The organism is Variovorax boronicumulans (assembly GCF_029892485.1).
Lineage (GTDB): Bacteria > Pseudomonadota > Gammaproteobacteria > Burkholderiales > Burkholderiaceae_C > Variovorax > Variovorax boronicumulans_B.
This window is the reverse complement of sequence record NZ_JARXVG010000014.1, coordinates 89,612-114,521: the sequence shown is the minus strand read 5'-3', so window position 1 is coordinate 114,521 and position 24,910 is coordinate 89,612. Positions and strand designations below refer to the sequence as shown.

The window sequence follows — 24,910 nt, the reverse complement described above, 5'->3', positions numbered from 1 at the left end:
AAACCGTTCACGCCGAGCTTGTCGAAGCGCTGCGCGAGGTTTCGACAAGCTCAGCCCGAACGGCTCTTGCGGATTGAGAAGGCGTGAGCGTGGCCGTCAGAAATCGGCGCAGCCGTTGCGCTTCTCGGTGTCCACGCAGCTCGAGAGGTTGGGCCGCGACCGCACGCGCGACCATTCGCGCGCCAGCACATCGCCGCCCTGCGATGCGCGGTCGCCTTCGAGCGCGCCGGGGGCAAAGCAGATCGGCGGCGGGCCGATGTTGCGGTCGTAGAGCCAGGAGGAAGGCACTTCGCGCAGCACGTCGGGCAACGGGAAGTCAGGCACCCGGAACACGACCGGCGGTGCCGTCGTGACCGTCAGGTCCCCCGGCCGCACGTTGACGGCGTAGCCCGCGGCAGAAGCGAAGCTGCCGTTGATCGCATAGACACCCGGCGCGCTGTCCGGCGTCGCCGACGTGCCGGGCAAGCCGCTGAAACTCGAGGCCGTGTCGCCCAGGATCAGGCCGTCGACGCTGTACGTGAAGGGCGGATTGGCCTGTCCCGTGGGACGGGTCGCATTGCCGATCACCACCGTGGCCACGGGTTGCTGCGCATAGATGAAGTGGTTGTCGCCCGGCGACACGGTGACGGTGCACAAGCCCAGGTACGCGCAGTGGTACAGGTTGGGCAGCGGGCCCGAGCCGAACAGGCCGCCGCGCGTCTCGCCGACCCAGGTGTCGGCCCACACGCGCCACGGCGCGCCGGTGATCGTGTAGGCACCCAGGTTCTGGAAGCGCGAAGCCGCCACCAGATCGGTGCCGCTCGTGCTGCTGACGTTGGTGCCCAGCAGCAGGTCGCCGGACAGCGTGCGCACGAACACGGTCTCGGCCGCCATCGAGGTGGCCGACTGGACCTGCGGCGCATTGCCCGCGGCATCGAAGCCTGTGACGGACACCGACCCGAGCTGCACCGTGTCGACATCGACATAGCGGAAGGCGCCGGCCGCGCCGCCGCCCACCGTGGCCGCGCTGACGTTGTTCGGCGCCGTGTCGAGCAGCACGCTGCCGCCGGTGGAGCGCGCCATCAGCGTGCCGGCGGTGATGGGTGCGCCCGCGGCCTGCGTGATGTTGCCGGCGCTGAGCAGCCCGAGCCGCGTGGCAGTGATCGAGCCGCCCAACTGGATGTTGCCGCCGCCACCGTTCTGCAGCGTGAGTGCGGATGGCAGGGTCAACGGCCCCACGACATCGATGTTCGCGGCATGCGCGTTGCTCCCCGCCACGATGGTGGCGGCTGTGAGGCGGCCGAACTCGGCAGCCGAGACCGCGAACCCGGTGGCAGCTGTGCCGCCAAGGGTGATCGACGTGCCGGTCTGGTCCACGCCGTTGCCCGCGGCATCGACGCCGCCCGGCCGCAGGTTGATCACGTTGGCGGCGCTGACCTTGCCGTCGATCACCAGCGCATCGGTGCTGCCGTCGTTGCCGGCGCGCAGCACCGTGTTGCCGCCGGCGGACACGATGACGTCCGCAAGGACGGGCGGGAAAGCGCCGGCCAACGCCGCCTGCGGGCCGACCCGCACGCCGGCGCCGTTGCCGACGGACTGGCCGCTCAGCTCGATGTCGCCGGTGCCGGTGGTCACGACCTGCGCGCCGGTGGTCAATCGCACGCCGTCCCCGACGATGGGGCCGCCGGCCTGGCGCAGCCCGCGCACCGTGATGTCGCCGTCGATCGAGCGCAGCGCCGACTGGTCGATGATCACGCCGTGGCCCGGCGAGGTGCCCGCGCTGGTGACGCTGTTGCCCACGCCCAGCACGGTGATGTTGCCCGTGGTGGTCGATATCTCGGTCTGCCGGTTCGCCGTGCCGGTCACGACGAAGCGCGAGCCCAGGCGCACGCCCGACGCGCCGTCGGCCGTGCCGGTGATGTTCACGTTGCCGGTCGAGGTCGAGATGTGCACGCCATCGGTGCTGACGGCGGCATCGCCGATGCCGCCCAGGCCGATGCTCCTGCCGACGATCGTGACCGAGCCGCCCGCCCCCGCATCGCTGCGGCCCACGCGGGTGTCTATCTCGTTGCCGTCGAGGTGCACGCTGACGCCCTGGTTGCTGGGGTTGGCCCAGCTGCCGTTCATCACGACGTTGCCGCCGTTGGTGTAGATGTCGCCGCTGTAGCTGACCTGCCCGCCCCCGGTGGCCGTGCCGCCGTTGTTGACGTCGGCGTTGAACACCACGTTGAGCGCACCGCCCCCGGTGGACTGGATCACCGTGCCCGCGTCGCCGCGCACGCTGCGGTTGGCATCGAGCTGGAACGTCACCGCACCCTTGTTGGTGCTGTAGTTGATGTTGACGGCCCCCTTCGCGTTCGACATGTGGATGTCGCCGGCCAAAGGAGAGCCAGTGCTTCCGGTGCCGATCGTCACGCCGGTGCCCGCATTGAGCGCGGCATTGATGTCGCCGTCCTGGATGGTCGAGGTGGCGATCGGATCGAACGGGTTGCCGGTCAGGGAGCCCGTGGCGACGCCGCTCACGATGTCGACGTCGAACGGATCGATCAGCCACGAGCCCGCGCTGCCCACCGGCGACGAGGCATCGACGCGAATGCCGGCCAGGTCGAACTGCGAGGCTGAAGTCTCGATGAAGCCTCCGTTGCCGCTCTCCGCGCCGCCGCGCGCCGAAAGACTGCCGTAGGCGCGCAGGCTGTCGCCCGCGACCACCTTCACGCTGCCGCCGTTGCCCGAGCCGGTGGCGTTGGCCTCCAGGCTGGCGTTGGCACCCACGGCGATCACGCCTGTGCCGGCGATGTCGATGCTTCCGCCGCCGGTGGCGCCGCTCGCGTCCAGGCGCCCGATCAGCGGTGCGTCGTCGAACTGCTCCGCGCCGTCGATGACGATGTTGCGGCCCCGCACCGAGATGTTGCCGCCCTTGCCGGTCTCGCTCATGACCGACAGCAGCGCGGGTTGGGGAGCGGCCGCGAGCGCGCCGGGTGCCGGCGCCGCGGCAAGGCCGAAGGAGCCGGAGCCGAAGGTCTCCATGCGTAGCGAGACGTCGGTGCCCTGGCCGTCGATGGCGATGGTGCCGCCCGAGGTGCGCAGCGGATTCGGCTGTGCTTCGTTGGCCCGCACGACGACGCCGTAGACCTGGCCGAACGGGGTCACCACGATGTTGCCGCCGTCGTCGAGCGTCGAGGTGAAGCTCTGGTTGCCGGCGCGTCCGTTCACGTCGATGCGCTGGCCCGCGCCTGCCGTGACGCTGCCGTAGATCGAGACACCCTGGCTGCCGCCGGCAAAGTCGTTCTGTGCCGCAAACGCCTTGCTGGTGCGAAACCCCTCGAGGTCGGCGCCGGTGCCGTCGATGCGCACGGTGCGATCGCTCGCGATCGAGGCGTCGTCGATGAGCACCGCGGAACTCGAACCCACGCCGGCCGCGGGCATGCCGCTGTTCCATGCGGCGCCGCGCCCGGTGAGTGCCACGTCGCCCACGGCGGTGATCTTGGCGCCGTTCTGCACCGCCACGCCGCTGGCCCCGAAACCCGCCACGCCGTCGAGCGAGACACCGCCGGTGCCGGCCTGCACGGCGCTGTCGGTCGTCACGACCACGCCGCCGCTTCCCACATAGAAGCCGCCGGTGCCCGATGGGTCGGAGACCCAGCTGCGGCCCTGGCCGCGCATCGAGACCTGGCCGCTGCCGCTCGTGGTGACGGAGCTCGCGTTCAGGTAGACGCCGTCGCGCCACGAATCGGCGGGCCCGTCGGTGTGCGAGGCGGAGCCGCCGATGGCGCGGCCGCTGGCCGCGTCGCCCTGGCCGAAGAAGCGCACCGAGCCGCCGTTGGCGTTGATGGTTGCGCCGTTCAGGCGGATCGAGCCTGCGTAGTCGAGTTCGGTGACCGGCCCTTCGCCGGAGTTGATCTGTGCCGCGTTCAGCGCCACGCGGCCGGTCGAGTCGGCGTTGAAGTCGACCTGAAGCGCACCGGTGCGGGCATCGATGGCCGAGCCCGTGGCCATCACGATGCTGCCGGCCGAATCGACCCTGAGCGTGGCGGTGCCGCCTTCGGACTTGACGACCTTGGCATCCGCGGCGAAGCGCACGCCCGCGTTGTCGCCGATGTTGCTGCTGGAGAGCGTCACATCGGTGCCGCGGCCGAGCGCGCCGCCGATGCCTTCGGCGCTCACGTTGGTGATGGACAAGGGCGGGTAGGCGCTGTCGTAGGCCGGAATTTCTGCGGCCGAAACGACATTGAGATCGGATGCGGCAGCGACAGTCCAGCGCCCGTTGGCACCGCCCTGGGCACCGCCCCCCGCATCCACCTTCGCCGGGTTGATGCGCAGGAAATCGCCGGAGGTCAAGATCGCCCCGCCCGCGCCGCTGCCGGCGCCGCGCGCGCTCAGCTCGCCGAACACCTGCGCATGCGAGACGCGCTCGGGCGCGGTGAGGCCGTCCACCAGGACCTGGCCCGTTGCCGAGCCCACGTCGACGGTGCCGCCCGCGCCCTGCCCGGTGGCATTGGCGCGCAGCACGGAGCCCGAAGACAGCGCCACGTCGTATCCGCGCACCGCGACCGTGCCGCCGCCGGCCTGCCCGCTGGCATCGATCACCGCCTGCTGGCCTTTGTCCGTGGCCTGCAGCTGCACCTGCCCCGCCGCGATGCGGATGTTGCCGCCGCGCTCGCCGGCCGCGGCGCCGGTGGCGTCGAGCGTGCCACCGGTCATCGCGACCTGGTTGTCCCGCCCGCCGCCGAGGAATATCTCGCCGTTGCGCGTACCGATGGTGCGCGCGCGCACCGTGCCGGTCTGGTTGACCACCAGCTCGCCCGCGGTGACCGAACTGCCGACGAGCGCCACGCGCCCGCCATCGGCCTGGATCTTGCCGCTGTTGCCCACCGCCGCGCTGGTGGCCATGGCATCGGGCGCGATCACGAGGTTGGTGAGCCCGTCGCCCACGAGGTCCAGCGTGATCTTGCGGCCCGAGGCCAGCGCGACCGTGCCGCCGTCGGCGGTGATGGTGCCGGTGCTGCCGTTGCCCACCGCCGCGCCCATCAGCACCACGGGCCCGCCGCCGGTGGCGGTGATGCTGCCGAGGTTGCGCACCGAGGCCCCGTTGGCGTCTGCGCGCTCGAAGGTGAGCTTGGTGGCGCCTTCCATGAAGCTCGTGTCGCTGGTCGTCATGGCCAGCGTGGAGGCGATGAGGCCGCCCACGTTCACCGTCGCGCCCTGGCTGAACATCACGCCGTTGGGGTTCACCAGGATCACGCGCCCGTTGGCGTTGAGCTGGCCCGCGATGGTCGAGAGCTCGTTGCCGGTCACGCGGTTGAGCAGCACGCTGCTGGCGCTCGGCTGCACGATGTTGACGACGCCGCCCACACCGATCGAGAAGGTCTGCCAGCTGGCGATGCCGCGCGCGAGCGGCTGGTTGATGTTCATCACGGCGCCGCTCTGCGTCATCGTGACGCCGCCGGCGATCGGGAGAAAGACCGTGGGCAGCACCTGCGCGATGGCCGGCGAGAGACCCGCGCACAAGAGCGAGATCGCCAGGGGCCGCAGCTGCAGGCCGCGAAGGTGGCGGGGCCGTTGGCGGGAGAGATTGCGTTGCTTCATGGTCAGAACGCCTTGATGAGCTGCACGTAGAGGCGCGGATTGCGCCCACCGCCGTCGGTCTGCGCCGGCGGCGTGCCGGCACGCCAGGCGAGCGTGGCATTGATCGAGAAATTGCCCGGCCGCGACCAGCTCACCCCGACGCCGTAGCCGCGCAGGCTGTGGCTGTTGGCACCGTCGGCGAACGTGGGGTTGCGCACGATTTTTCCGTGGGCGGCGTCGTAGAACAGGAAAGGCGTGATCTCTTCGTTGAGCGACCAGCGCCACTCGACCGTGCCGATCACGCCCTGGTCCACCAGCAACTCGCCCGAGGGGTACGCACGCACCGCGCGCGCGCCGCCGAGCGCGAGTTTTTCCGAGCCGTCGAGGTTCTTGCTGGCCCACTGGCCGCCGACCGAGAGGTACAGCGAATGGCGCGGCACGATGGCCTGCAGCCGCGAGAGCTGGAAGCTCAGCTTGGTGAAGCCGCCTTCGGTGCGGTGGCCGTTGATGCCCTGGTCGGCCAGGCGGCTCTCCGGATCGCGGATCGAAAGGTCGCCGTGGTACAGCGTGCCGGAGCTGGCCCAGTAGCCGCCGCCAAGCACCTCGTCGCGGCGCTCCCAGGTCCAGCCCGCGCTCAGGCCATGGATGCGCTTGCGCGAATTGCTGTTGACGATGCCGACCTCGTCGGTCAGGTCCTTGATGTCGGCGCCCAGGCGCAGGAACAGGTTCTGCTGGCGCTGGCGGATCAGCGGATAGTTGAGCGAGAAATCGAGCACGTTGGCGCGGCCGCGGGCCTCGTAGTCCGCGAACTGGCCGCCGAGCTCGTAGTTCACGCGCGCCAGGCCCACGCCGGCGCGCAGGCCGCTGGTGCCGATGGGCGCCTCGTACGCGATGCGGCCGAACTGCAGGTCGTTGCTGTCGGACACCATCACGCGCATGTCGAGGTTGTCGCCGATGCCGAAGGGGCTGAGCCAGCGCGCGGTGCCGCCCACGCGGTAACGCCCCGACTCCTTGGTGCCGTGGTTGTCGGCCTCGGCCGTGAAGGCCCAGCGCGGCGCGGCGGCCACTTCGACCGAGAGGTCGGTGGTGCCGGGTGCCGAACCTTCCTGCAGGCCCGACGACACCTTCACGCCGGGCTGGTCCGACAGCAGCAGCATCGAGCGTTCGTACGCCGGTGCGCTCACCGCTTCGCCCGGTTGCAGCGGCGCGAGAAAGCCGCGCACGCGCGCTTCGCTGAGCGGCGCATCGGGCGCGACGACCACGTCGACCTTGCCCAGGCGCCCTTCGATCACGCTGATCTCGACGATGCCGTCGCGCACCGTCTGCACCGGCACGATGGCCTGCGCGAGGAAGTAGCCGCGCTCCTTGTAGCGCGCGGTGATCGCCTGCGCGAGCCCTTCGAGATCGCCCAGCGTGACGTCGCGGCCGATGTAGGGCGCTGTGATCGATTGCAGATCTTCGTTGGTCAGCGCCTTGACACCGTTCAGGCGCAGGTCGTTCAGCTTGAAGGTCGCGCCCGCGGGGCGCGGCGGGGCGGGCAGGCTCTGCGGTGCGACGGCGCCTGTCGCTTGCGCGAGCGGGCGGTCGCAGGTGCCGCAGGGGTCCTTGGTGGGGAGCAGTTCGGTGCTGTCGCCCGCATCGTTGGCCGAAGTGGCTTGTTGTTCGGCCTGCGCTTGTTCCTCGGCATGCGCGCGATCCGCAGCCATGAAGAGGACGGCCGACACCAGGGCGCCGGTGGCCCAGGCGATGGGACGCAGCGCACTGCGCGGAGCGAGGACAAGGGAGCGGTTGCTGTTCATGGCATTGCGCATGGTTCAGCTCCCTACCGTGAGGCGCCAGTTGCCGATCAGGTTGAACGGCGCCCAGAAGAAAGGATGGGACATCTTGGGGTCCTTCAGCACGGCCAGTTGTCCGGCCTGCATGGCTTTCTGCAGGTCGCGGCCCCTGGAGAGTTCGCCGTAGAGCGTGCTCATGAGCACCGCGGTCGCGTCGTCCGACACCGGCCACAGCGAGGCGATCAGGCTGGAGCTGCCCGCCGAGAGGAAGGAGCGCGTGAAGCCCAGCACCTCGTCGCCCTGCGCGATGCGCCCGAGCCCCGATTCGCAGGCCGAGAGCGTGACCAGCGCGGTGCCGTCCATCGGCAGCTCCAGGATTTCGTGCGCTTCGAGGAAGTTCTGCTTGCCGCCTTCGTTGGCCAGCAGGATGCGCGAGTACAGCGGATCGACCGCATCGGCCTCGGCGTGCGCCGCCACATGCATCAGCGGCGAGCGCGAGGCCACGTCGCGGAACTGCGTCTTCGTGGCGGCCACGCCCATGAACACGGTGTTGCGCGGGAACAGTTGCGCGAGCTGCTTGACCTCGGTCTCGGCGCCGGGCAGGTCGTACTTGTCCTCGATGCGCGGATTGCCGAAGGCCACCAGCGATGCGTTCACGCGCGGCGTGCGCTGCGCCAGCTGCACCGCGATGCTCATCGACGGCGCGACCGACACCGGGTGCGTCTCGATGACGTAGCGGCCGTCCAGGCGCAGGGCCTGGAACGGCAGGTAGTGCAGCGGGCCGTGCGGCACGATGATCAGGCGCTGCCCCGGCGCGAGGCCCAGCGGCCCGAGCAGCGCGGCGCCTAGCTTGTCGGCATTGGTGATGGCGGTGCGGCGTCCGCGCACGATGGAATTGCGGAAGGTCTCGACCAGCTCGTTGAGCTCGTCGCGCTTCACGGCCACCGTCTTCTCCTGAATGGCGCCCGGGCTCACCACCCACACCACCAGGCGGTCGGGCAGCGAATGAAACTGCACCACGCGCTCGTCGGCCGCCAGCGTGCGCTGCAGCGTGGCGAGATCGACGATGCTGGTGGCCTGCTCGCTGATCTTCGCGCGGCCGCGCACCGCATCGAGCAGCGCGCGTGAGCGGCTGTGCTCGCTGACCTCGAAAGCAGCGCGCGCATCGCCCGCATCGCTGTAGACCGACACGCCGCGCTCGAACACCGACTGCAGGTCCGAGAACAGGCCCATCTTGAATTCTTCGCTGCGGAACTTGGCGCGCACCTTGTCCACGCCGCCCAGCGCCTGGCCCACGGCCTCGGCCGCGGCCTGCTTCTGGCCCAGCGCGATCTCGCTGCGCGCCACGCCGTCCCAGGCCCAGAGGCGGTAGTACTCGGTGTCGGCACCGACCTGGCGCGCGGTGAGCGCGCGGTACATGTCGCGCGCCTCGGCCGGCTTGTTCTCGGCCAGCAGGAGGCGTGCACGGGTGCGGTCGAGTTGCGCGGTGAGCGGAGCGTCCTTGGGCGGGGCCATGGTGCCCAGCACTTCGCGCGCCCGCGCAGCGTCGCCCGCTTCGATGAGCGCATTGACCAGCGAGGCCTGCACCAGCGGCGCATAGCGCGGCGAACTGTTGGCCAGCGCCTCGTCGTAGCTGATGACGGCGCCGGCGAAATCGCCGCGGCGCGTACGCACGTCGCCGATCACCTTCTGCACCGGGCCGACCACCAGCTTGGGGTCGCGCGCCGGATGCTTGAGCGCTTCGCGGGCGAACTCCTCGGCCTTCTCGAGCTGGCCCGAGTAGCTGTAGACGATGGCCAGGTCGCGGTTGGCCATGGCCATGAGGTTCGGATCGCGCGTGGCGTTGGCCAGGTGCAGCGCCTTGCTCGCGGCGCGGACGCTCTGGCGGAACTCGCCCGCCTCCGCCAGCGCAACGGCCTGGCTGCAGTACTGGTAGCCCGAGAGCTTGACCGCGTCCTGCGCGTAGAGAACGGCCCCTTCGCTGGTCAGCGCCAGCAAGGTGTCGGTGTCGGCCATGCGGGCCTGCTCCGCCTTGCTGGCCGCGGCCTCGGCGTTAGGCGCTTGTTGCTGCGCCCACACCGAAGGCCCGAAGCCCAGGAGAAGAATGCCGGCCAGACCGAACGCCCCCGCGATTCCCGCACGACGACGTGCAGGGCGCTCCCATCCCCATCTTGAAAACCAAGCCATTGGACCCCCGCACGCGGCCGGTGCACCTGCTGTTGCTGCAGATGCTCGACGCCGCGGAAGTGCGCGCCGTTCAGGCCTCGTGGGGAAAGTCTAGGAGGGGGTACCTTCCGCGGCTATTCGCAATACGGTCTAGCGCGAAAGGACTAAGGCGGTGCGCCGGTTGCTTTCCATGGATCAGGCCGGCACCGCGTCGACGTTCGCCCGGTCCCAATGCCGATGCTTCGCGATCGCCGCGATGAAGTCCTGCGCCACCTGCAGGGCGGCCGTGTTGTCGCCCAGGTTGGTGACCGGTGTGGCCGCCACCACCACGCCCGCGGGCGCATCGCCATCCGCGCCGATGCCCAGCGAGGCGAGCAGCTTCACGCCCTCGCCCACCGTGCAGATCGCCTTGCAGTGCTTGTAGGCCTCGAGCACGAAGTGCACCGCATCGCCCGTTGCCGCCATCGCAGTTGCGCTGTCGGCGCCGGCCGGCACCAGCACCGCATCGAACATCACCGAGGGCGTGTTCGAGAAGGTCATGTCCACATCGATCTGGCGCTTGGACGCGCTGGCCACCGTGCCCAGGCGCGGGCCGACGGTCTTGCATTGCGCACCGGCCTGCTCCAGCGCATCGCGGATCGGCTTGAGCGAGGCCGAATCGACGCCGTCCGCCACGAGGATCGCGATCTTGCGGGTGCGGATCGAACCGTCGCCCGTGCCGGCCATGCTGAGCGCGGGCGATTCGTCGATGGGCAGCGCGATGCGGTGGTCGCGAAAGCCCGCGCGGCCCGCGGCCGCCCTGGCATCGGGCTCGCCGATGCCCAGCGGCTCGGCCACGCGGCGTGCGAGCTTCTCGTCCACGTGCGCGAGGTTGTCGACCATGCGCTGGCGGATCGCCGGCACCTCCAGCTTGGAGAGCTCGAAGCGGAAGGCCGCAACGATGTGCTCCTTCTCGGCGGCGCTCTGGCTGTTGAAGAACAGGCGCGCCTGCGTGAAGTGGTCGTCGAACGAGGGGCTGCGGCGGCGCACCTTGGGCGCATCGATTTCCTCGGGGAACGACTGGAAGCCGTTGCTGCCGCCATCGACGCGGAACTCGGTGCCGCTGCCCAGCGTGTTGGGCTCGTAGGCCACCTGGCCGCGCGCGATGGTCTGGCGGTGCATGCCGTCGCGCTGGAAGTTGTGGAACGGGCACACGCCCTTGTTGATCGGCAGCTCGTGGAAGTTCGCGCCGCCCAGGCGCGAGATCTGCGTGTCGGTGTACGAGAACAGGCGCCCCTGCAGCAGCGGGTCGTTGCTGAAGTCGATGCCGGGCACCACGTGGCCGGGGTGGAAGGCGACCTGCTCGGTCTCGGCGAAGAAGTTGTCGGGGTTGCGGTTGAGCACCAGCTTGCCGATCTTCTGCACCGGCACCATTTCTTCGGGAATCAGCTTGGTGGGGTCGAGCAGGTCGAAGCCCAGCGAATGTTCCTTGTCGGCCGGAACGATCTGCACGCCCAGTTCCCATTCGGGAAAGTCGCCGTTCTCGATGGCTTCCCAGAGGTCGCGGCGATGGAAGTCGGCGTCCTTGCCGGCGATCTTCTGCGCCTCGTCCCACACCAGGCCGTGGATGCCCAGCTTGGGCTTCCAGTGGAACTTCACGAAGTGGCTCTCGCCGCGGCTGTTGACGAAGCGGAAGGTGTGGACGCCGAAGCCTTCCATCATCCGGTAGCTGCGCGGAATGGCGCGGTCGCTCATGGCCCACATCAGCATGTGGGTGGTCTCGGGCATGAGCGAGGCGAAATCCCAGAAGGTGTCGTGCGCGCTCGCGGCCTGCGGCATCGCATGGTGCGGCTCGGGCTTGACGGCGTGGACGAGGTCGGGGAACTTCATCGCATCCTGGATGAAGAACACCGGGATGTTGTTGCCCACGAGGTCATAGTTGCCTTCGCGGGTGTAGAACTTGACGGCGAAGCCGCGCACGTCGCGCACCGTATCGGCGGATCCGCGTTCGCCGGCCACGGTCGAGAAGCGCACGAAAACGGGCGTCTTCACGTCCGGGTCCTGCAGGAAGTCGGCCGAGGTGAACAGCGACATCGACTTGTAGACCTGGAAATACCCGTGCGCCGCCGAGCCGCGCGCATGCACGGCGCGCTCGGGAATGCGCTCGTGGTCGAAGTGCGTGATCTTCTCGCGCAGGATGAAGTCTTCGAGCAGCGTGGGTCCACGCACACCCGCCTTGAGCGAGTTGTGGTTGTCCGGGATCTGCAGGCCCTGGTTGGTGGTCAGGTGCGCGGGATGCTCGGTGGTGAAGCCATCGAGCTGCAACTGCTTGGCATTGCGGCCGTCACCGGACTTGGTGGTGGTGGCGCGGCGACCGGCAGCGGCCTTGTTCTGTGGCGTCATCGAGGACCTGGAATCTTTCATGGAGGGAAGGGGAAGGCGCTCAGCCCATTTCGTTGGGGTTGTCCATGAACATGTCGAGCACATTCACCACGGCAATCAGGCAGATGAACCCTGCGACAGCAGCGACAGCCCAGACGAGGATCTCGTCGCCCAGCGAACCGCCGAGCGAGCTGAACAGCGAAGAAAGCTCCATGATTTCCCTCCAAGGAATAGCGGAATGAACAGACCCTAGAGGTTAGGTTTCGACTCGACTGTTACCCGTAGTGGCGCCCCTCCCTCGCTTGTGGGAGAGCGTGCGCCCCGGCGGTAGGAGCGCGACTACAGCGCATCGCGGCGGACTACGACGCATTGCGGGTTGTGGCGGTGCTGCGCGCGGCGCCCTGTCGCATAGCATGGGCCGAAGGCGGCACCGATCGTGCTTGTCTTCTCCTTTACCGCCTCACTCAGGGAAGAAACCCATGCAGATCCAGATCGGCTACGACATCGAACTGGGCGTCACCGCCCCCACCGCGCTGATCTACATGCTGCAGGTGCACCCCTCGCGCGCCGGCGACATCCAGGGCAGCGAGAACATCACCATCAGCCCGCCGCTGGTCACCGACCACTACCGGGACGTCTTCGACAACCAGTGCGCCCGCGTGCACGTGCCCCTGGGGGTGAGCAGCGTGCGGCTGCGCAACGAGGCGACCGTGTACGACACCGGCGCGCCCGACCCTGTCGACCTGGGCGCCATCGCGCATGCGGCGGCCGACCTGCCGGTGTCCACCCTGCCCTTCGTGCTGCCCAGCCGCTACTGCGAGGTCGACAGCGAACTGCTGCAGTTCGCCTGGGCCAATTTCCTGCATGTACCGCCGGGCTGGGGCCGGGTGCAGGCGATCTGCGATTTCGTGCACCGGCACCTGCGCTTCGACTACCAGAGCGCCCGCGCCACGCGCACCGCGCTCGAGGGCTTCCGCGAAGGCACCGGCGTGTGCCGCGACTTCGCGCACCTGGCGATCACGCTGTGCCGCTGCATGAACATTCCCGCGCGCTACGTGACCGGCTACCTTGGCGACATCGGCATTCCGCCGGTGCCCTACCCGATGGACTTCAGCGCCTGGTTCGAGGTGTACCTGGGCGACCGCTGGCACACCTTCGATGCGCGCCACAACAAGCCGCGCATCGGCCGCGTGGTGATGGCGCGCGGACGCGATGCGGCGGATGTGCCGATCACCATGGTGTTCGGTGCGAACACGCTGCAGCGCTTCGAGGTGACGACGAGGGAAGTGCTGCAGTAGACGATGGGTGTTTGCTCCTTCCCCTCCCGGGGGAAGGCTGGGATGGGGGCAGGCCTTCGAAGAGGCGCCCTGCTGTGCGAAGGCCGTCGGCCCCCACCCCGACCCTCCCCCGAAAGGGGAGGGAGAGGAACCGGCGGGCCCTGGAGCTAGAGGTAACCCATCATCTTCATTGCCGCAGACAGCCCCGTGCGGCTGCGCTCCATCGCCTCCCAGGGCGCATTGCCAACCGCGATGCGCTCTCCGATGTTCGCCACCGTCCACTGCGCGGCACCGGTGAGATCGGGCAGCTCGTCCCAGGCCACGGGCACCGACACGCCCAGCCCCGGGCGGGAGCGGGCCGACCAGGCGCACACGGTGGTGGCGCCGAAGCCGTTGCGCAGGTAGTCGGCAAAGATCTTCCCCACGCGGTTGCGCGGCCCGCTCTTGGCCACGAAGCGCTCGGGAACGATGCGCGCCAGGTGCTGCACGATCGCCTGCGAAAAGCCCTTGACCTCGTCCCAGCCGTGATGGCGCCGCAAGGGCACCACCACGTGCAGGCCCTTGCCGCCGCTGGTCTTCAGGAAGCTGGGCAGGCCGAGCTCGTCCAGCAGCGTCTTCACGAGCAGCGCGGCCTCCTGGATCTGCGCCCACTCGACGCCCTCCCCGGGGTCGAGGTCGAAGGTCATGCGGTCGGGCCGGTCGAGCGCGCGCGAAGTGCCGTTCCAGGTGTGCAGCTCGATCGTGTTCATCTGCGCGGCGCCGAGAAGGCCGGCGGCGGTGTCGATCTGCAGCAGCGGATCGTGCCCCGGGTCGAGCGCGGGATCGAGCAGGCGCACGCCGGGGATCTCGCGGTTCTGCACATGCTTCTGGAAGAACAGCTCGCCGCCCACGCCATCGGGCGCGCGCACCAGCGCCACCGGCCGGCCGCGCAGGTGCGGCAGCATCTGGCTTGCGGCCTGCGCGTAATAGGCGGCCAGCTCGCCTTTGGTGGTGCCGCTTTGCGCGTCGATCACGCGGTCGGCGTGGGTGATTTTCTGGGCCATGGCCGGTTGCTTCCTGGTTTCGGACTTCGTTGATCGGGATGCCTTCGCGCGCGCCGGAGCCGCCGGCTTTGCGGCCTTCGCCGGCACACCGCCCACGTCGTCCACGCCGCGTCCCGTGAGCACGCTCAGCGGCTCCTCCTCGAGCACGTCGTAGTCGGCGAGATCGCGCGCCGCGTCGTCGCGCTCCTTGATGAGCAGCCATGGCGCACGCGCCTCGTCGCCCTTGCCGCGCATGCGCACCAGCGTCCAGTGGCCCTGGAGCTTCTCGCCGCGCAGCTCGAACCTGAGCTTGCCGGCCGCGAGCGCCTTGCGCGCGTCGGCCGCACCGCTTCCATCGGGCAGCCAGCCGCCGCGGTCCCACACGATCACCGTGCCCGCGCCGTACTGCTTCGGCGGAATCGTGCCCTCGAAATCCGCATACGAGATCGGATGGTCCTCGACGTGCACTGCCATGCGCTTGACCGCCGGATCGAGGCACGGGCCCTTCGGCACCGCCCAGCTCTTGAGCGTGCCGTCGAGTTCGAGCCGGAAGTCATAGTGCAAGTGGCTCGCGTGGTGCTTCTGGATGACGAAGGAGAGCACGCCCTTGCCCGCGCGGCCGCCCTCCTCGGGCTCCGGCGTTTTCGAGAAATCGCGTTTGCCGTGGTAGCGCGAGAGCGCCTTGCGCGCAGTCGATGCGGTGGTTCCCATGGCGATGGCGCCTCAGGCCGCGCGACGGTGGCGGGCGGTGGTCTTCGATGCTGTCTTCGACGCGGCCTTGGCGGCGGGCTTGCGCTTCTTCGCCGCGGGCCGGGCGCGGGGAGCGGCCTCGTCGCCCTCTTCTTCTTCGTCGTCTTCGGCGGCGGCCTTGGTCTTGCCGCCCTTGTTGCGCAGGCTGCGCTGCAGCAGTTCGGTGAGGTCGATGATCTTGGCGCCCTTGCCCTCGATGGACTGGCCCTCTTCAGCCTCGGGCTGCGTCACCGTCTCGGTCTGGCCCGCCTTCACCTTCCGGTCGACCAGGCGAAGGATCTCGTCCTTGAACTCGTCCTTGAATTCCAACGGGTCCCAGTCGCCGCTCATGTCGTCGACCAATTGCTCGGCCATCTTGAGCTCGCGGTCGGTGAGGCCCGCCTTCTTCGCGTCTTCGGAGGGCAGCGGCAGGTCGGTCCAGGGCCGGATGTCGGCGCCCCAGCGCAGCAGGTTCAGCACCAGGCCGGGTCCAACGGGCACCAGCACCGCGAGATGCTGCTTGGTCTGGATGACGACGCGGGCCACGCCCACGCGCCCGCTGCGCTGCAGCGTCTCGCGCAGCAGCGCATAGACCTTGGCGCCCTTGTTGATCGGGGCCACGTAGTACGGCCGCTCCAGGTACACGAACGGTATGCCGTTCGCAGGCACGAAGGTCTCGATCTCGATCGTCTGCGTGGTCTTGGGGTAGGCGTCCGCGATTTCCTTGTCGCTGAGCACCACGTACTCGCCGTCCTCGTACTCCACGCCCTTGACGATGTTCTCGCGCGCGATTTCCTTGCCGGTCTTCTTGTTGATGCGCTTGTAGCCGACCGGGTCCATGCTGCGCTTGTCGAGCCAGTCGAAGTCGATGCCGTGGTCGGTGGTGGCCGAGTAGAGCGCCACCGGGATGTGGACCAGGCCGAAGCTGATCGCGCCCTTCCACAGGACGCGCGGCGCGGGGGATTTTTTAGAGACGGGCATGGGCACACTCCTTCAGTCTTGGAATGTGTGCCCCTCCATCAGACGGGCGGTGTAGGAACGCGGCGTCAGGCGCTGCCGGCCACCGGCCCGAGCACGCGTTCGCTCGGGTGCGCGAAGTAAAACCACTCGGCGCCCGGCAGCGCGAGCGCATTGGGAAACACGATGAAGCCGTCGTCCGGCGCGTTCAGCATCGTGCCATCGTGGCGCATGCCGATGGGCTCGCCGCGCCGCACCTCGTCGAAGGTGGCCCAGTCGCGCACGAAGCTGTCTTCTTCATGCAGGCGGTCGGTCACGCTGGCCAGGCGCAGCAGCTTGGGCTGCACCGATGCGGCCTGCACATCCGGCGGCAATGGCGCCATGCCCAGCAGCGCGAGCGTGCGACGGATGGCGCGCCATGCCACCCCGGGCGCCTCGGGGTCCTGGTGCTGGCCGCATTCGAGCGTGACGCCGTAGCCGCCGCAGCTGCGGATGTATTCGTTGGTGCCGCGGCCGAAGTCGAGCGCGGCCTCGTCGGCCGGCGCGCCGCCCGCGCGCTGCGCGAGGCCGGCGGCATAGATGTCGAGCCAGCCCTCCACCACGATCGGCGTGCCGATGTGCAGCGCCAGCTGGCCCTCCTCGTACGAGCGGGCAAAGGGCTCCAGCGTACCGGTGTTGTCGCGCGGGCCGATCATCGCGAAGGCCTCGCCCTCGCTCTGGAAGGAGTGCAGGTCCAGCAGCACCTCGTGGCGCGCGATGACCGGGGCCAGGCGATTGGTGATGCGGGCTTCGTAGTCGACGGGGTCTTCGGTCGGGCGGAACAGGCGGTTGAGGTTGCGCTCGCCTTCGCGCTGCAGGCGCCGGCGCGCGAGCGGGTTGGCCACGGGCACCAGCGTCAGCGCGCCGCGCTGCAGTTGCAGCGTGCCGGCATCGAACTCGGCCAGGATGCGCTCGATGCCCGCGGTGCCGCAGGTCTCGTCACCGTGCACGCCGCCGATCACGAGAAACCGGGGACCGGGTTGGAGCGAGGCGAAGGTGTGGATGCGCAGGCTGTCGGTCGCCACGCCGGCAAAAGGATCGGAAGACATGCGGGCCATTATTGCGGAGGGGCTTCCGTGGGCAAAGATTCGCCATGGGCCGCTATGGGTTTCATAGCGCCGAGTTGTCGCCTACAGGGGCTGCCTTGCCTGTCCTACCGCTGGTGCGGTCCCGCCGGGGCAGGCTGCCATGCAACGCCATGAAGGAGCCATCGCATGACCCAAGCCAAGACCAGCAAGACCCCGCCCACCGACCCGAAGGACCCGTCGAAGGATGCGGGCGGCGGCAAGACCAAGGTCGAACAGGGCGGCGAATCGGCGCCGCGCCTGCCGCATGAACATGACCAGTCCTCGGACAGCCAGGAAACCCAGGACGGGAATCCGCCCGAGGTGGGACGCCAGGCGCACGAGGATGTGGAGCGCGGCGTGGTCGACACCGACCGCGGGCCGGTGACGGACCGCGTCTACAACGAGAAGGTCAAGCGCTGACGCCGGCCAGCTGCTTGCGCATGTCGGCGATCACCGCGCCGTAGTCCTTGGTGTTGAAGATTGCGCTGCCGGCCACGAAGGTGTCGGCACCGGCCGAGGCCACGCGCGCGATGTTGTCGGCCTTGATGCCGCCGTCCACTTCGAGGCGGATGTCGCGCCCGCTCTGCTCGATGCGCTTGCGCGCGAGTTCGATCTTGCGCAGGGCCGAATCGATGAAGCTCTGGCCGCCGAAGCCGGGGTTCACGCTCATGATGAGGATCAGGTCGATGTCGTCGATGGCCCAGTCGAGCGCCTCCAGGCCCAGCCCCGGGTTGAACACCAGCCCCGCCTTGCAGCCCGCGGCCTTGATGGCCTGGATGCTGCGATGCACATGGGGCGAAGCGTCGGGGTGGAAGCTGATGTAGTCGGCGCCCGCTTGCGCGAAAGAGGCCGCCAGGGCGTCGACCGGCTGGATCATCAGGTGCACGTCGATCGGCACCGGCGTGCCGTCGGCCGTCCTGGCGTAGGGCTTGAGCGCCTGGCAGATCATCGGGCCGAAGCTCAGGTTCGGCACGTAATGGTTGTCCATCACGTCGAAGTGGATCCAGTCGGCGCCGGCGGCGATCACGTCGGTGAGTTCCTGTCCGAGGTGTGCGAAGTCGGCCGAGAGGATGGAGGGGGCGATGCGGAACGGGGTGCTCATAGCCCCCGATTCTCGCAGCCGGGCCATGTCCGAGGAAATCCCGAGGAAAGGGCTCCGTTACCATCCGCCCCATGTCACACAGCCCCTTCAGCGTCCAGGTCGAGCCCCGCTACCTGGTGGACCAGTCCTCCCCGAAGGACAACGTCTACACCTTTTCCTACACGATCACCATCACCAACGTAGGGACGGTGGGTGCGCAGCTGATCGCGCGCCACTGGCTCATCAACGACGCCTCGGGCCATCCGCAGGAGGTCAAGGGCCTCGGCGTGATCGGCCAGCAGCCGCTGCTGGCGCCCGGCGAATCGTTCCGCTACACCAGCGGCTGCCGGCTGCAGGCCGCGAGCGGCACGATGCATGGCAGCTTCTTCGTGGTGACCGAGGAAGGCGAGCGCTTCGATGTGCCGGTGCCCATGTTCGTGCTCGAAGCCGACATCGGCGGTGCGCCCGTTTCTCGCGTGCTTCACTAGGCACTCCCCCAGGCTTCGCGCACTCTTCGCGCGCTTTGTGTCGCTTCTCCTTCCCCATCGCCGGGGGCAACACCGGCGGCCCGGCCAAGCCGGTTCCGCGGTGTTCCCCGCACTGATCCCTTACAAATCTCATGGCTGCCGCATCGCGCGACTTGCAGGGGCTGCTTGCCGGCCTCGACCCCACGGCCGATGTGGCGCAGCGCCACATCTGGCTCATCAATTGCTTCGACTGGCTGCGGGGTGATCGCGCCTCGCCGCAGGCGGCCATGGGCCGTGTGTCGTTGCTGCTGGACGCCGTCGAGGCGCGGCCCGAGCTGCGCGAGCGGCTGCGCGCCTGGTGGCGCGTGTTCACGCAATCGGTCGACCTGACCACGCTGCTGGCCGACTACGGCTTCGCGCCGCGCACCGCGTTCGTGAGCGAGCTCAGCGAACGGCTGCGCCGCAAGATCCTGCCCGGTACGCCCGAGACCACCGATGCGTCGGACCTGTTCCGCATGGTGCTGCCCGGCGTGTTCGACGCGGGCTGGATCGCGCTGCTCGACGAGACCCAGCTCGCGCGCATCGGATCGCTGCTGGGCGACGCCACGGTCGATCCCGACGGTGCGCCGCGCTGGCGCCACACGGTGATGGACGCCATCACCTACTGCAGCAGCCAGGTGGTCGCGGCCGGCTTCTCGCCCGAGCTGCGCCTGCGCATGAACCTGGAACACCACGAGACGCGCCCCTTCCACGCGCTGATGGCCGACCTGGACGAACTGCGCGAGCAGATGTTCGAGCAGCCCGCGGGCGCGGAAAGCGAAGAAGCCCTGCAGGCTGCCTTCATGGCCTTCCGCGACCGGCTCGACGCCTGCCGCGCCAGCGCCTCGTCGGTCTACACGCACCTGGAAGACAACGGCATCTCCGTCGGCTTGGTGTTCCGGCTGCGCCAGCTGCGCGAGCGCGTGCTGCGCATCCGCGAACTGCTCGACTGCCTGATGTCGCCCGTGCCCGCCCCCAGCGTGGCGCGGCTCATCGGCAAGCTGGTGCTCGCGGGCGGCGAGCGCAACAGCATCCGCGCGCTGGTGGCCTCCAACTCGTCGATGCTCGCGGCCAAGGTGACCGAGCGCAGCGCCGAGACCGGCGAGCACTACATCACCCGCGACCGCGCAAGCTACCTGCAGATGGTGAAGAAGGCCGCGGGCGGCGGCGCGCTCACCGCGCTGACGGTGCTGCTCAAGTTCGGCATCTATGCCCTGGCGCTGTCGGCCTTCTGGACCGGCCTCGCTTCGGGCCTGATGTATGCGGCGAGCTTCGTCGCGATCCAGCTGCTGCACCTCACGCTCGCCACCAAGCAGCCCGCCATGACAGCGCCGGCGCTGGCGGCGCGGCTGCGCGACATCAAGTCCGACGGCGCGGTGGACGATTTCGTCGACGAGGTGGCCAACCTCGTGCGCTCGCAGGTGGCGGCGGTGCTGGGCAATGTGCTGGTGGTGGCGCCGACGATGGTCGCCCTCGCGCTCCTGGTGCAGTACGCGCTCGGGCGGCCGCTGCTCGATGCGGCGCATGCCGCGGCCACGCTGAATTCGCTCTCGCTGGCCGGGCCGACCGCGCTTTTCGCGGCATTCACCGGCATCCTGCTGTTTTCGGCCAGCATCGTCGCCGGATGGACAGAAAACGCCTTTGTCCTGCATCGCCTGGACTCCGCCATGCGTTACAACCCACGCATCGGCGCCTTTCTGGGTGCCGCCCGGGCTCGCCGCTGGGCCACCTTCATGCGCACACACATCTCAGGCTTCGCCTCCAACATCTCGCTGGGACTCATGCTCGGGCTGCTGCCCGCGTTCGCGGGTTTCTTCGGGCTCGGGCTGGATGTGCGCCACGTGACACTCTCGGCCGGGCAGATCGCCGCAGCCGCGGCGTCCACGGGCCTGTCGGTGCTCCAGCAGCCCGCCCTCTGGTGGGCGGTGGCGGCGATCCCGGTGATCGGCGCGCTCAATGTGAGCGTGAGTTTCTATTTCGCATTCCGCCTCGCGCTGCGTGCGCACAGCGTGAGCCTCGGTGACCGCGCACGCATCCGCAGCGCGATCTGGGCGCGCTGGCGCAGCCGGCCTGTGAGCTTTTTTCTACCTGCATGAATTTGACGAGCTTCATCAACGATCTGCTGGGTTTCTGGTCCGAATGGGTGCGCCCCTCGGCCGGCCTGCCCACCGTGCTGTGGTCGCTGCTTCTGGCGGCCGCCGCGGCCTCCGGCCACCTGGTGCAACGCTACCTGGGCCTGCCCAAGGTCGTCGGCTACTCGCTGGTCGGCACCGTCGTCGGTTTTGCCGGCTTCGAGGGCGCGATCTGGCCGCTGCGCGGCATCAGCCTGTTCCTGCTCGAGCTGGGCGTGGCCGTGGTGCTGTTCGAGGCCGGCGGCCGGCTGCCGCTGCGCTGGTTCCGCCACAACCCGATGGTGCTGGTGCAGAGCCTGCTCGAAGCCACGCTGACCTACTTCGGCGTGTACTGGGTGCTGACGCTGCTGGGCCTGCCCGAGCCGGTGGCCAACCCGATCGCGCTGATGGCCATCGTCGCCTCGCCCGCGGTGCTCAGCCGCGTGATCATCGACACCCGCGCGGCGGGCCCCGTCACCGAGCGTGCGATGACGCTGGCCACGCTCAACACCTTCTATGCGCTCGCGCTCGGCTACGCGCAGGCCGGGCTCATCGAGCGCGCGCCGCACACCCTGCTGCAGAAGCTCTACCCGGTGGCGGTGGTGCTGGGCCTCTCGTTCGTGGTCGGCGGGATCATGGCGCTGGCGCTGCGCACCGCGCTGCGCGTGATGAGCCCGACCAGCGAGAACACCTCGATCCTGCTGCTGGCGATCATCGCGGCCGGCGCGGCGCTCACCGCGCACATCGGCGGCTCGGCGCCGCTCGCGGCGCTGATCGGCGGCGTGCTGCTCAAGACGCTCAACCCCAAGCCCTGGGCGTGGCAACGGCAACTGGGCACCGCCGCCTCGCTGCTCACCATGCTGATGTTCGTGCTGGTCTCCATCGTGGCGGCGCAGGCCGACTGGACGCTGCCGGTGGCCAGCGTGGTACTGGCCGTGATCGGGGTGCGCATGGTCGCCAAGATTTCCGGCGTGGCCATTGCCAACCCCGGCAGCGGCGCGAGCTGGAAGCAGGCTTTCTGGGTCGGCTGCGCGATGTCGCCGCTGTCGTCGATCGCCCTTCTGATCGCATCGAATTTCGCCACCGCGTCGCCGCTGCTGGGCACCATGATCACGCAGGTGGCCCTGCCGTCGATCCTGCTGATGGAGTTGGTGGGCGCCGTGCTCGCCACCGTGGCCATCCATGCGGTCGGCGAGAGTTCGGTGCCCTGGGCGCCCCAGGCCTTCAGTACCACCGAGGACACGCAGCGATGAGTACCGCTCTCCCCACCGGCATCGATCCCGACAGCGACGACGTGCGCTCGGCACCGCTCGCGGCCGACCCCGACAGCCGCGCCGTCAAGCTCGAGCCGTTCAACAAGTCCGAAGCGCTCTCGCTGGGCGTGGAACTCGAGCTGCAGCTCGTCAACACGCACGACTACGACCTCGCGCCCTACGCCGAGGACATGCTGCGCCTGATGGCGCAGACGCCGCTCCCCGGCAGCGTGGTGCCCGAGATGACCTCGAGCATGATCGAAATCTCCACCGACATCTGCCACTCGGCAGCCGACGTGATCAAGCAGCTTTCGCCGATCCGCGAGGCGCTGATCAGGAACGCCGACAAGCTCAACATCGCGGTGGTCGGCGGCGGCACGCATGCGTTCCAGCAATGGCACGAGCGGCGCATCTATGACAAGCCGCGCTTTCGCGAGCTGTCGGAGCTGTACGGCTACCTGAGCAAGCAGTTCACCATCTTCGGCCAGCATGTGCACATCGGCTGCCCCGATGCCGATGCGGCGCTGCTGATGCTGCACCGCATGTCGCGCTACATCCCGCACTTCATCGCGCTGTCGGCCTCCTCGCCGTTCGTGCAGGGGCAGGACACGCAGTTCGATTCGGCACGCCTGAACTCGGTGTTCGCGTTTCCGCTCTCGGGCCGCGCGCCGTTCACGACGAGCTGGAAGGAATTCGAGGCCTACTTCGAGCGCATGACGCGCACCGGCGTCGTGCGCAGCATGAAAGACTTCTATTGGGACATCCGCCCCAAGCCCGAGTTCGGCACCATCGAGATCCGCGTGTTCGACACGCCCCTCACCGTGGAACGCGCCGCCGCGCTCGCGGGCTATGTGCAGTCGCTGGCCGCCTGGTTCCTGCAGGAACAGCCCTTCGAGCCTTGCGAAGACGACTACCTCGTCTACACCTACAACCGCTTCCAGGCCTGCCGCTTCGGGCTCGACGCGGTGTATGTCGACCCGGCCAGCGGCCAGCACATGCCGCTGCGCGACCACATCCTCATGACGATGACGCAGCTCGAATGGCACAGCGAGGCGCTCAACGCCACGCAGGCGCTGGGTGAACTGCGCACCAGCGTGGAGGCCAACCGCAACGATGCGCGATGGTTGCGGGAGAAGCAGGGGAAGGAGCGGTTGCTGGCGGAGGTGGTGCGGCAGGCGGCGCTCAGGTTCCGCGGGGCGGCCTGACGCTTCTTGCTCCTTCCCCCTCTGGGGGAAGGCTGGGATGGGGGCGGGCAGAGCGCTCGATGGGTGCGCCGCTTGCCCCCACCCCAGCCCTCCCCCGGAAGGGGAGGGAGAAATGCCGCATCGACGCACCGCTTATGCTCGCACCCCATGGGTGAATTCGACCTGATCACACGCTATTTCAAACGCCCCGCCAAGCGCTCGCCGCTCGGCGTGGGCGACGACTGCGCGCTGCTCGCGCCCGCGCCGGGCATGCAGCTCGCCGTGTCCTCCGACATGCTGGTCGAGGGCCGGCACTTCCTCTCGACCGTTGAGCCGGCACGCCTCGGCCACAAGGCGCTGGCGGTGAACCTCAGCGACCTCGCGGCCTGCGGCGCCAAGCCACTGGCCTTCACGCTCGCGCTCGCATTGCCGGGCGTGGACGAGCACTGGCTCGAAGGCTTCTCGCGAGGCCTCTTCGCGCTCGCGGACGAACACGGCTGCGAACTCGTGGGCGGCGACACCACGCGCGGCCCGCTCAACATCTGCATCACGGTCTTCGGCGAAGTGCCGGCCGGCGCGGCGCTGTTGCGATCGGGCGCGCGGGCCGGCGACGACATCTGGGTAAGCGGCACGCTCGGCGATGCGCGGCTCGCGCTCGAGGTCTTTCGCGGCACGATCACGTTGCCCGCCGAGGTGTTCGCTCAGGCCCGCGCGCGCATGGAGCAACCATCGCCGCGCGTCGCCCTGGGGCAGGCGCTGCGCGGCATCGCGTCGGCGGCGGTGGACGTGAGCGACGGTCTGGTAGGCGACCTCGGCCACATCCTCGGATCGAGCAATGTGGGCGCAACGCTTGACGTGAATTCGACCGTCCGCACGGTGATGGCCGCAGGCACCGCGAGCCTCGGCGCCGAAATGCTGCGCACCTGCGCGCTGTCAGGCGGCGACGACTACGAACTGGTGTTCACTGCACCGCCCTCGGCACGTGCAGCCGTCGAGCAAGCCGGCAAGGACAGCACCACGCGCGTGACGCGCATCGGCCGCATCGATGCCGAAGCGGGCCTGCGCATCGTGGACGCGAGCGGCGCGCCGGTGTCGCAGCGCTTCGGCTCGTTCGACCACTTCGTCTGATCAGCTTCCGCGCACCACGGCCTGCATCTTGCGCTGCGCCGCATTGATCGCAGCCGACTGGCCGTTCAGGCCCTGCAGCATCTTGTTGAGTTCCGCCTGCAAGGCCGGATCGGTCACCGTCACCGACGAACCGGAGATCTGGATCTTCGACTTGTTCTGCTGCAGGAAATCGCCCACGGCCAGCGCGCCGTCGAAGGTGGCGTCGAGCGCGGGGAACACTTCCTTGAAGGTGGCGGCCGGCGTCGAGACGGTCTTCTCGTAGGCCTTGTCGTAGACCTGCTTGAGGTCATCGGGCTGCTTGAGTTGCGCGTGCGCGGCATCGGCCTTGGCCAGTTGCTGGTCGAGCGCGGTGCGAAGGCCCGCGAGGCCTTCCTTGGCGGCCTTGAGGTCGTCGCGGCGCGTGGCCAGGTCGCCGATGGAGCGCAGCGCGCCCTTGGCCATGACCTCGCCCATCGGCTGGCTCACCGACTTGTTCATGCCTTCGTTGAAATCGGTGATCACTGCGTAGTGCTTCGCGTAGTCGCCGAACGATGTCTTCTGCTCCTCGGTCGGCGTGGGCACGCGCAGGCCCGGCTTGTCGAGCAGGCGGGTCTGCAGGAACTCGATGAAGGCGGTGCGCTGCTCGGCCTCCTTGTTGCCGCAGGCCGCGAGCATGAAGCTGAAGGCGAGGCACAGGCCCAGCGTGGCGAAGCGGACGAAGGTCTTCATGG

Annotated in this window: 17 protein-coding genes; 7 read left to right on the top strand and 10 right to left on the bottom strand. The window is 69.0% G+C overall.

The features are described from left to right. Positions 1-96: 96 nt before the first annotated feature. The 5 genes from M2282_RS26625 to M2282_RS26605 all read right to left on the bottom strand — a co-directional run bounded on the left by M2282_RS26625 (position 97) and on the right by M2282_RS26605 (position 12,060). Positions 97-5,565 (bottom strand): filamentous hemagglutinin N-terminal domain-containing protein, encoded by a 5,469-nt coding sequence (locus tag M2282_RS26625; RefSeq protein WP_280811788.1) that lies wholly within the window; start codon positions 5,563-5,565, stop codon positions 97-99. 2 nt (positions 5,566-5,567) lie between these two features. Further along, on the bottom strand, positions 5,568-7,355 hold the full coding sequence (locus tag M2282_RS26620) for a ShlB/FhaC/HecB family hemolysin secretion/activation protein (protein ID WP_280811787.1): 1,788 nt from the start codon (positions 7,353-7,355) through the stop codon (positions 5,568-5,570). Between the two features lie 3 nt (positions 7,356-7,358). Next, a complete protein-coding gene (locus tag M2282_RS26615) occupies positions 7,359-9,335 on the bottom strand; it encodes a CHAT domain-containing protein (RefSeq protein ID WP_280811786.1) in 1,977 nt (658 codons plus the stop codon). Positions 9,336-9,680: 345 nt separating this feature from the next. Then, positions 9,681-11,867 carry a catalase HPII gene (katE, locus tag M2282_RS26610; protein ID WP_432422944.1) on the bottom strand — a complete coding sequence of 729 codons (2,187 nt, stop codon included), beginning with the start codon at positions 11,865-11,867 and terminating at the stop codon, positions 9,681-9,683. Positions 11,868-11,907: 40 nt separating this feature from the next. Continuing rightward, a complete protein-coding gene (locus tag M2282_RS26605; protein WP_280811784.1) occupies positions 11,908-12,060 on the bottom strand; it encodes a hypothetical protein in 153 nt (50 codons plus the stop codon). Between the two features lie 265 nt (positions 12,061-12,325). Here M2282_RS26605 and M2282_RS26600 point away from each other — a divergent pair, with 265 nt between their 5' ends. Then, positions 12,326-13,144 (top strand): transglutaminase-like domain-containing protein, encoded by an 819-nt coding sequence (locus M2282_RS26600; protein ID WP_280811783.1) that lies wholly within the window; start codon positions 12,326-12,328, stop codon positions 13,142-13,144. Positions 13,145-13,290: 146 nt separating this feature from the next. On the opposite strand, the gene ligD is transcribed toward M2282_RS26600, so the two are convergent. The 3 genes from ligD to M2282_RS26585 form a co-directional block, all read right to left on the bottom strand. Next, entirely contained in the window at positions 13,291-14,856 is a 1,566-nt protein-coding gene (ligD, locus tag M2282_RS26595) for a non-homologous end-joining DNA ligase (protein ID WP_280811782.1), read from the bottom strand. Positions 14,857-14,868: 12 nt separating this feature from the next. Next, positions 14,869-15,855: a Ku protein gene (locus tag M2282_RS26590; RefSeq protein ID WP_280811781.1), complete on the bottom strand. Its 987-nt coding sequence runs from the start codon at positions 15,853-15,855 to the stop codon at positions 14,869-14,871. A 65-nt stretch (positions 15,856-15,920) separates the two neighbouring features. Further along, positions 15,921-16,919, bottom strand: a complete 999-nt coding sequence (locus tag M2282_RS26585; RefSeq protein WP_280811780.1) for a succinylglutamate desuccinylase/aspartoacylase domain-containing protein — start codon at positions 16,917-16,919, stop codon at positions 15,921-15,923. Positions 16,920-17,084: 165 nt separating this feature from the next. On the opposite strand from M2282_RS26585, the gene M2282_RS26580 reads away from it, so the two are divergent. Beyond that, positions 17,085-17,357, top strand: coding sequence for a hypothetical protein (locus M2282_RS26580; protein WP_280811779.1), 273 nt, complete (start codon positions 17,085-17,087; stop codon positions 17,355-17,357). On the opposite strand, the gene rpe is transcribed toward M2282_RS26580, so the two are convergent. Beyond that, positions 17,347-18,039, bottom strand: a complete 693-nt coding sequence (rpe, locus tag M2282_RS26575) for a ribulose-phosphate 3-epimerase (RefSeq protein ID WP_280811778.1) — start codon at positions 18,037-18,039, stop codon at positions 17,347-17,349. The genes M2282_RS26580 and rpe overlap by 11 nt on opposite strands. A 71-nt stretch (positions 18,040-18,110) precedes the next feature. Here rpe and apaG point away from each other — a divergent pair, with 71 nt between their 5' ends. The 5 genes from apaG (at position 18,111) to thiL (ending at position 24,200) form a co-directional block, all read left to right on the top strand. After that, positions 18,111-18,506 carry a Co2+/Mg2+ efflux protein ApaG gene (gene apaG, locus M2282_RS26570; RefSeq protein WP_280811777.1) on the top strand — a complete coding sequence of 132 codons (396 nt, stop codon included), beginning with the start codon at positions 18,111-18,113 and terminating at the stop codon, positions 18,504-18,506. Positions 18,507-18,637: 131 nt separating this feature from the next. Continuing rightward, a complete protein-coding gene (locus tag M2282_RS26565; protein ID WP_280811776.1) occupies positions 18,638-20,620 on the top strand; it encodes a site-specific recombinase in 1,983 nt (660 codons plus the stop codon). After that, positions 20,617-21,888: a cation:proton antiporter gene (locus tag M2282_RS26560; RefSeq protein ID WP_280811775.1), complete on the top strand. Its 1,272-nt coding sequence runs from the start codon at positions 20,617-20,619 to the stop codon at positions 21,886-21,888. Before M2282_RS26565 ends, M2282_RS26560 begins: the two co-directional genes overlap by 4 nt. After that, on the top strand, positions 21,885-23,093 hold the full coding sequence (locus M2282_RS26555) for a YbdK family carboxylate-amine ligase (protein WP_280811774.1): 1,209 nt from the start codon (positions 21,885-21,887) through the stop codon (positions 23,091-23,093). The genes M2282_RS26560 and M2282_RS26555 overlap by 4 nt, the downstream gene beginning before the upstream one ends. A 147-nt stretch (positions 23,094-23,240) precedes the next feature. Then, the gene (gene thiL, locus M2282_RS26550; RefSeq protein WP_280811773.1) at positions 23,241-24,200 is read left to right on the top strand and encodes a thiamine-phosphate kinase; all 960 of its coding nucleotides are present in this window, start codon (positions 23,241-23,243) and stop codon (positions 24,198-24,200) included. On the opposite strand, the gene M2282_RS26545 is transcribed toward thiL, so the two are convergent. After that, positions 24,201-24,908, bottom strand: a complete 708-nt coding sequence (locus M2282_RS26545; protein WP_280811772.1) for a DUF3053 domain-containing protein — start codon at positions 24,906-24,908, stop codon at positions 24,201-24,203. Positions 24,909-24,910: the final 2 nt, after the last annotated feature.

Excerpts from the sequence above, each read along its gene's own strand:
- rpe (WP_280811778.1), bottom strand. The coding sequence starts at position 18,039 with ATGAGCACCCCGTTCCGCATCGCCCCCTCCATCCTCTCGGCCGACTTC.
- M2282_RS26580 (WP_280811779.1), top strand. The coding sequence starts at position 17,085 with ATGACCCAAGCCAAGACCAGCAAGACCCCGCCCACCGACCCGAAGGAC.
- M2282_RS26555 (WP_280811774.1), top strand. The coding sequence starts at position 21,885 with ATGAGTACCGCTCTCCCCACCGGCATCGATCCCGACAGCGACGACGTG.
- M2282_RS26585 (WP_280811780.1), bottom strand. The coding sequence starts at position 16,919 with ATGTCTTCCGATCCTTTTGCCGGCGTGGCGACCGACAGCCTGCGCATC.
- M2282_RS26615 (WP_280811786.1), bottom strand. The coding sequence starts at position 9,335 with ATGGCCGACACCGACACCTTGCTGGCGCTGACCAGCGAAGGGGCCGTT.
- M2282_RS26565 (WP_280811776.1), top strand. The coding sequence starts at position 18,638 with ATGGCTGCCGCATCGCGCGACTTGCAGGGGCTGCTTGCCGGCCTCGAC.
- katE (WP_432422944.1), bottom strand. The coding sequence starts at position 11,867 with ATGACGCCACAGAACAAGGCCGCTGCCGGTCGCCGCGCCACCACCACC.
- thiL (WP_280811773.1), top strand. The coding sequence starts at position 23,241 with ATGGGTGAATTCGACCTGATCACACGCTATTTCAAACGCCCCGCCAAG.
- M2282_RS26560 (WP_280811775.1), top strand. The coding sequence starts at position 20,617 with ATGAATTTGACGAGCTTCATCAACGATCTGCTGGGTTTCTGGTCCGAA.
- M2282_RS26605 (WP_280811784.1), bottom strand. The coding sequence starts at position 12,060 with ATGGAGCTTTCTTCGCTGTTCAGCTCGCTCGGCGGTTCGCTGGGCGAC.
- M2282_RS26625 (WP_280811788.1), bottom strand. The coding sequence starts at position 5,565 with ATGAAGCAACGCAATCTCTCCCGCCAACGGCCCCGCCACCTTCGCGGC.
- M2282_RS26545 (WP_280811772.1), bottom strand. The coding sequence starts at position 24,908 with ATGAAGACCTTCGTCCGCTTCGCCACGCTGGGCCTGTGCCTCGCCTTC.
- M2282_RS26600 (WP_280811783.1), top strand. The coding sequence starts at position 12,326 with ATGCAGATCCAGATCGGCTACGACATCGAACTGGGCGTCACCGCCCCC.
- M2282_RS26590 (WP_280811781.1), bottom strand. The coding sequence starts at position 15,855 with ATGCCCGTCTCTAAAAAATCCCCCGCGCCGCGCGTCCTGTGGAAGGGC.
- M2282_RS26620 (WP_280811787.1), bottom strand. The coding sequence starts at position 7,355 with ATGCGCAATGCCATGAACAGCAACCGCTCCCTTGTCCTCGCTCCGCGC.
- ligD (WP_280811782.1), bottom strand. The coding sequence starts at position 14,856 with ATGGGAACCACCGCATCGACTGCGCGCAAGGCGCTCTCGCGCTACCAC.
- apaG (WP_280811777.1), top strand. The coding sequence starts at position 18,111 with ATGTCACACAGCCCCTTCAGCGTCCAGGTCGAGCCCCGCTACCTGGTG.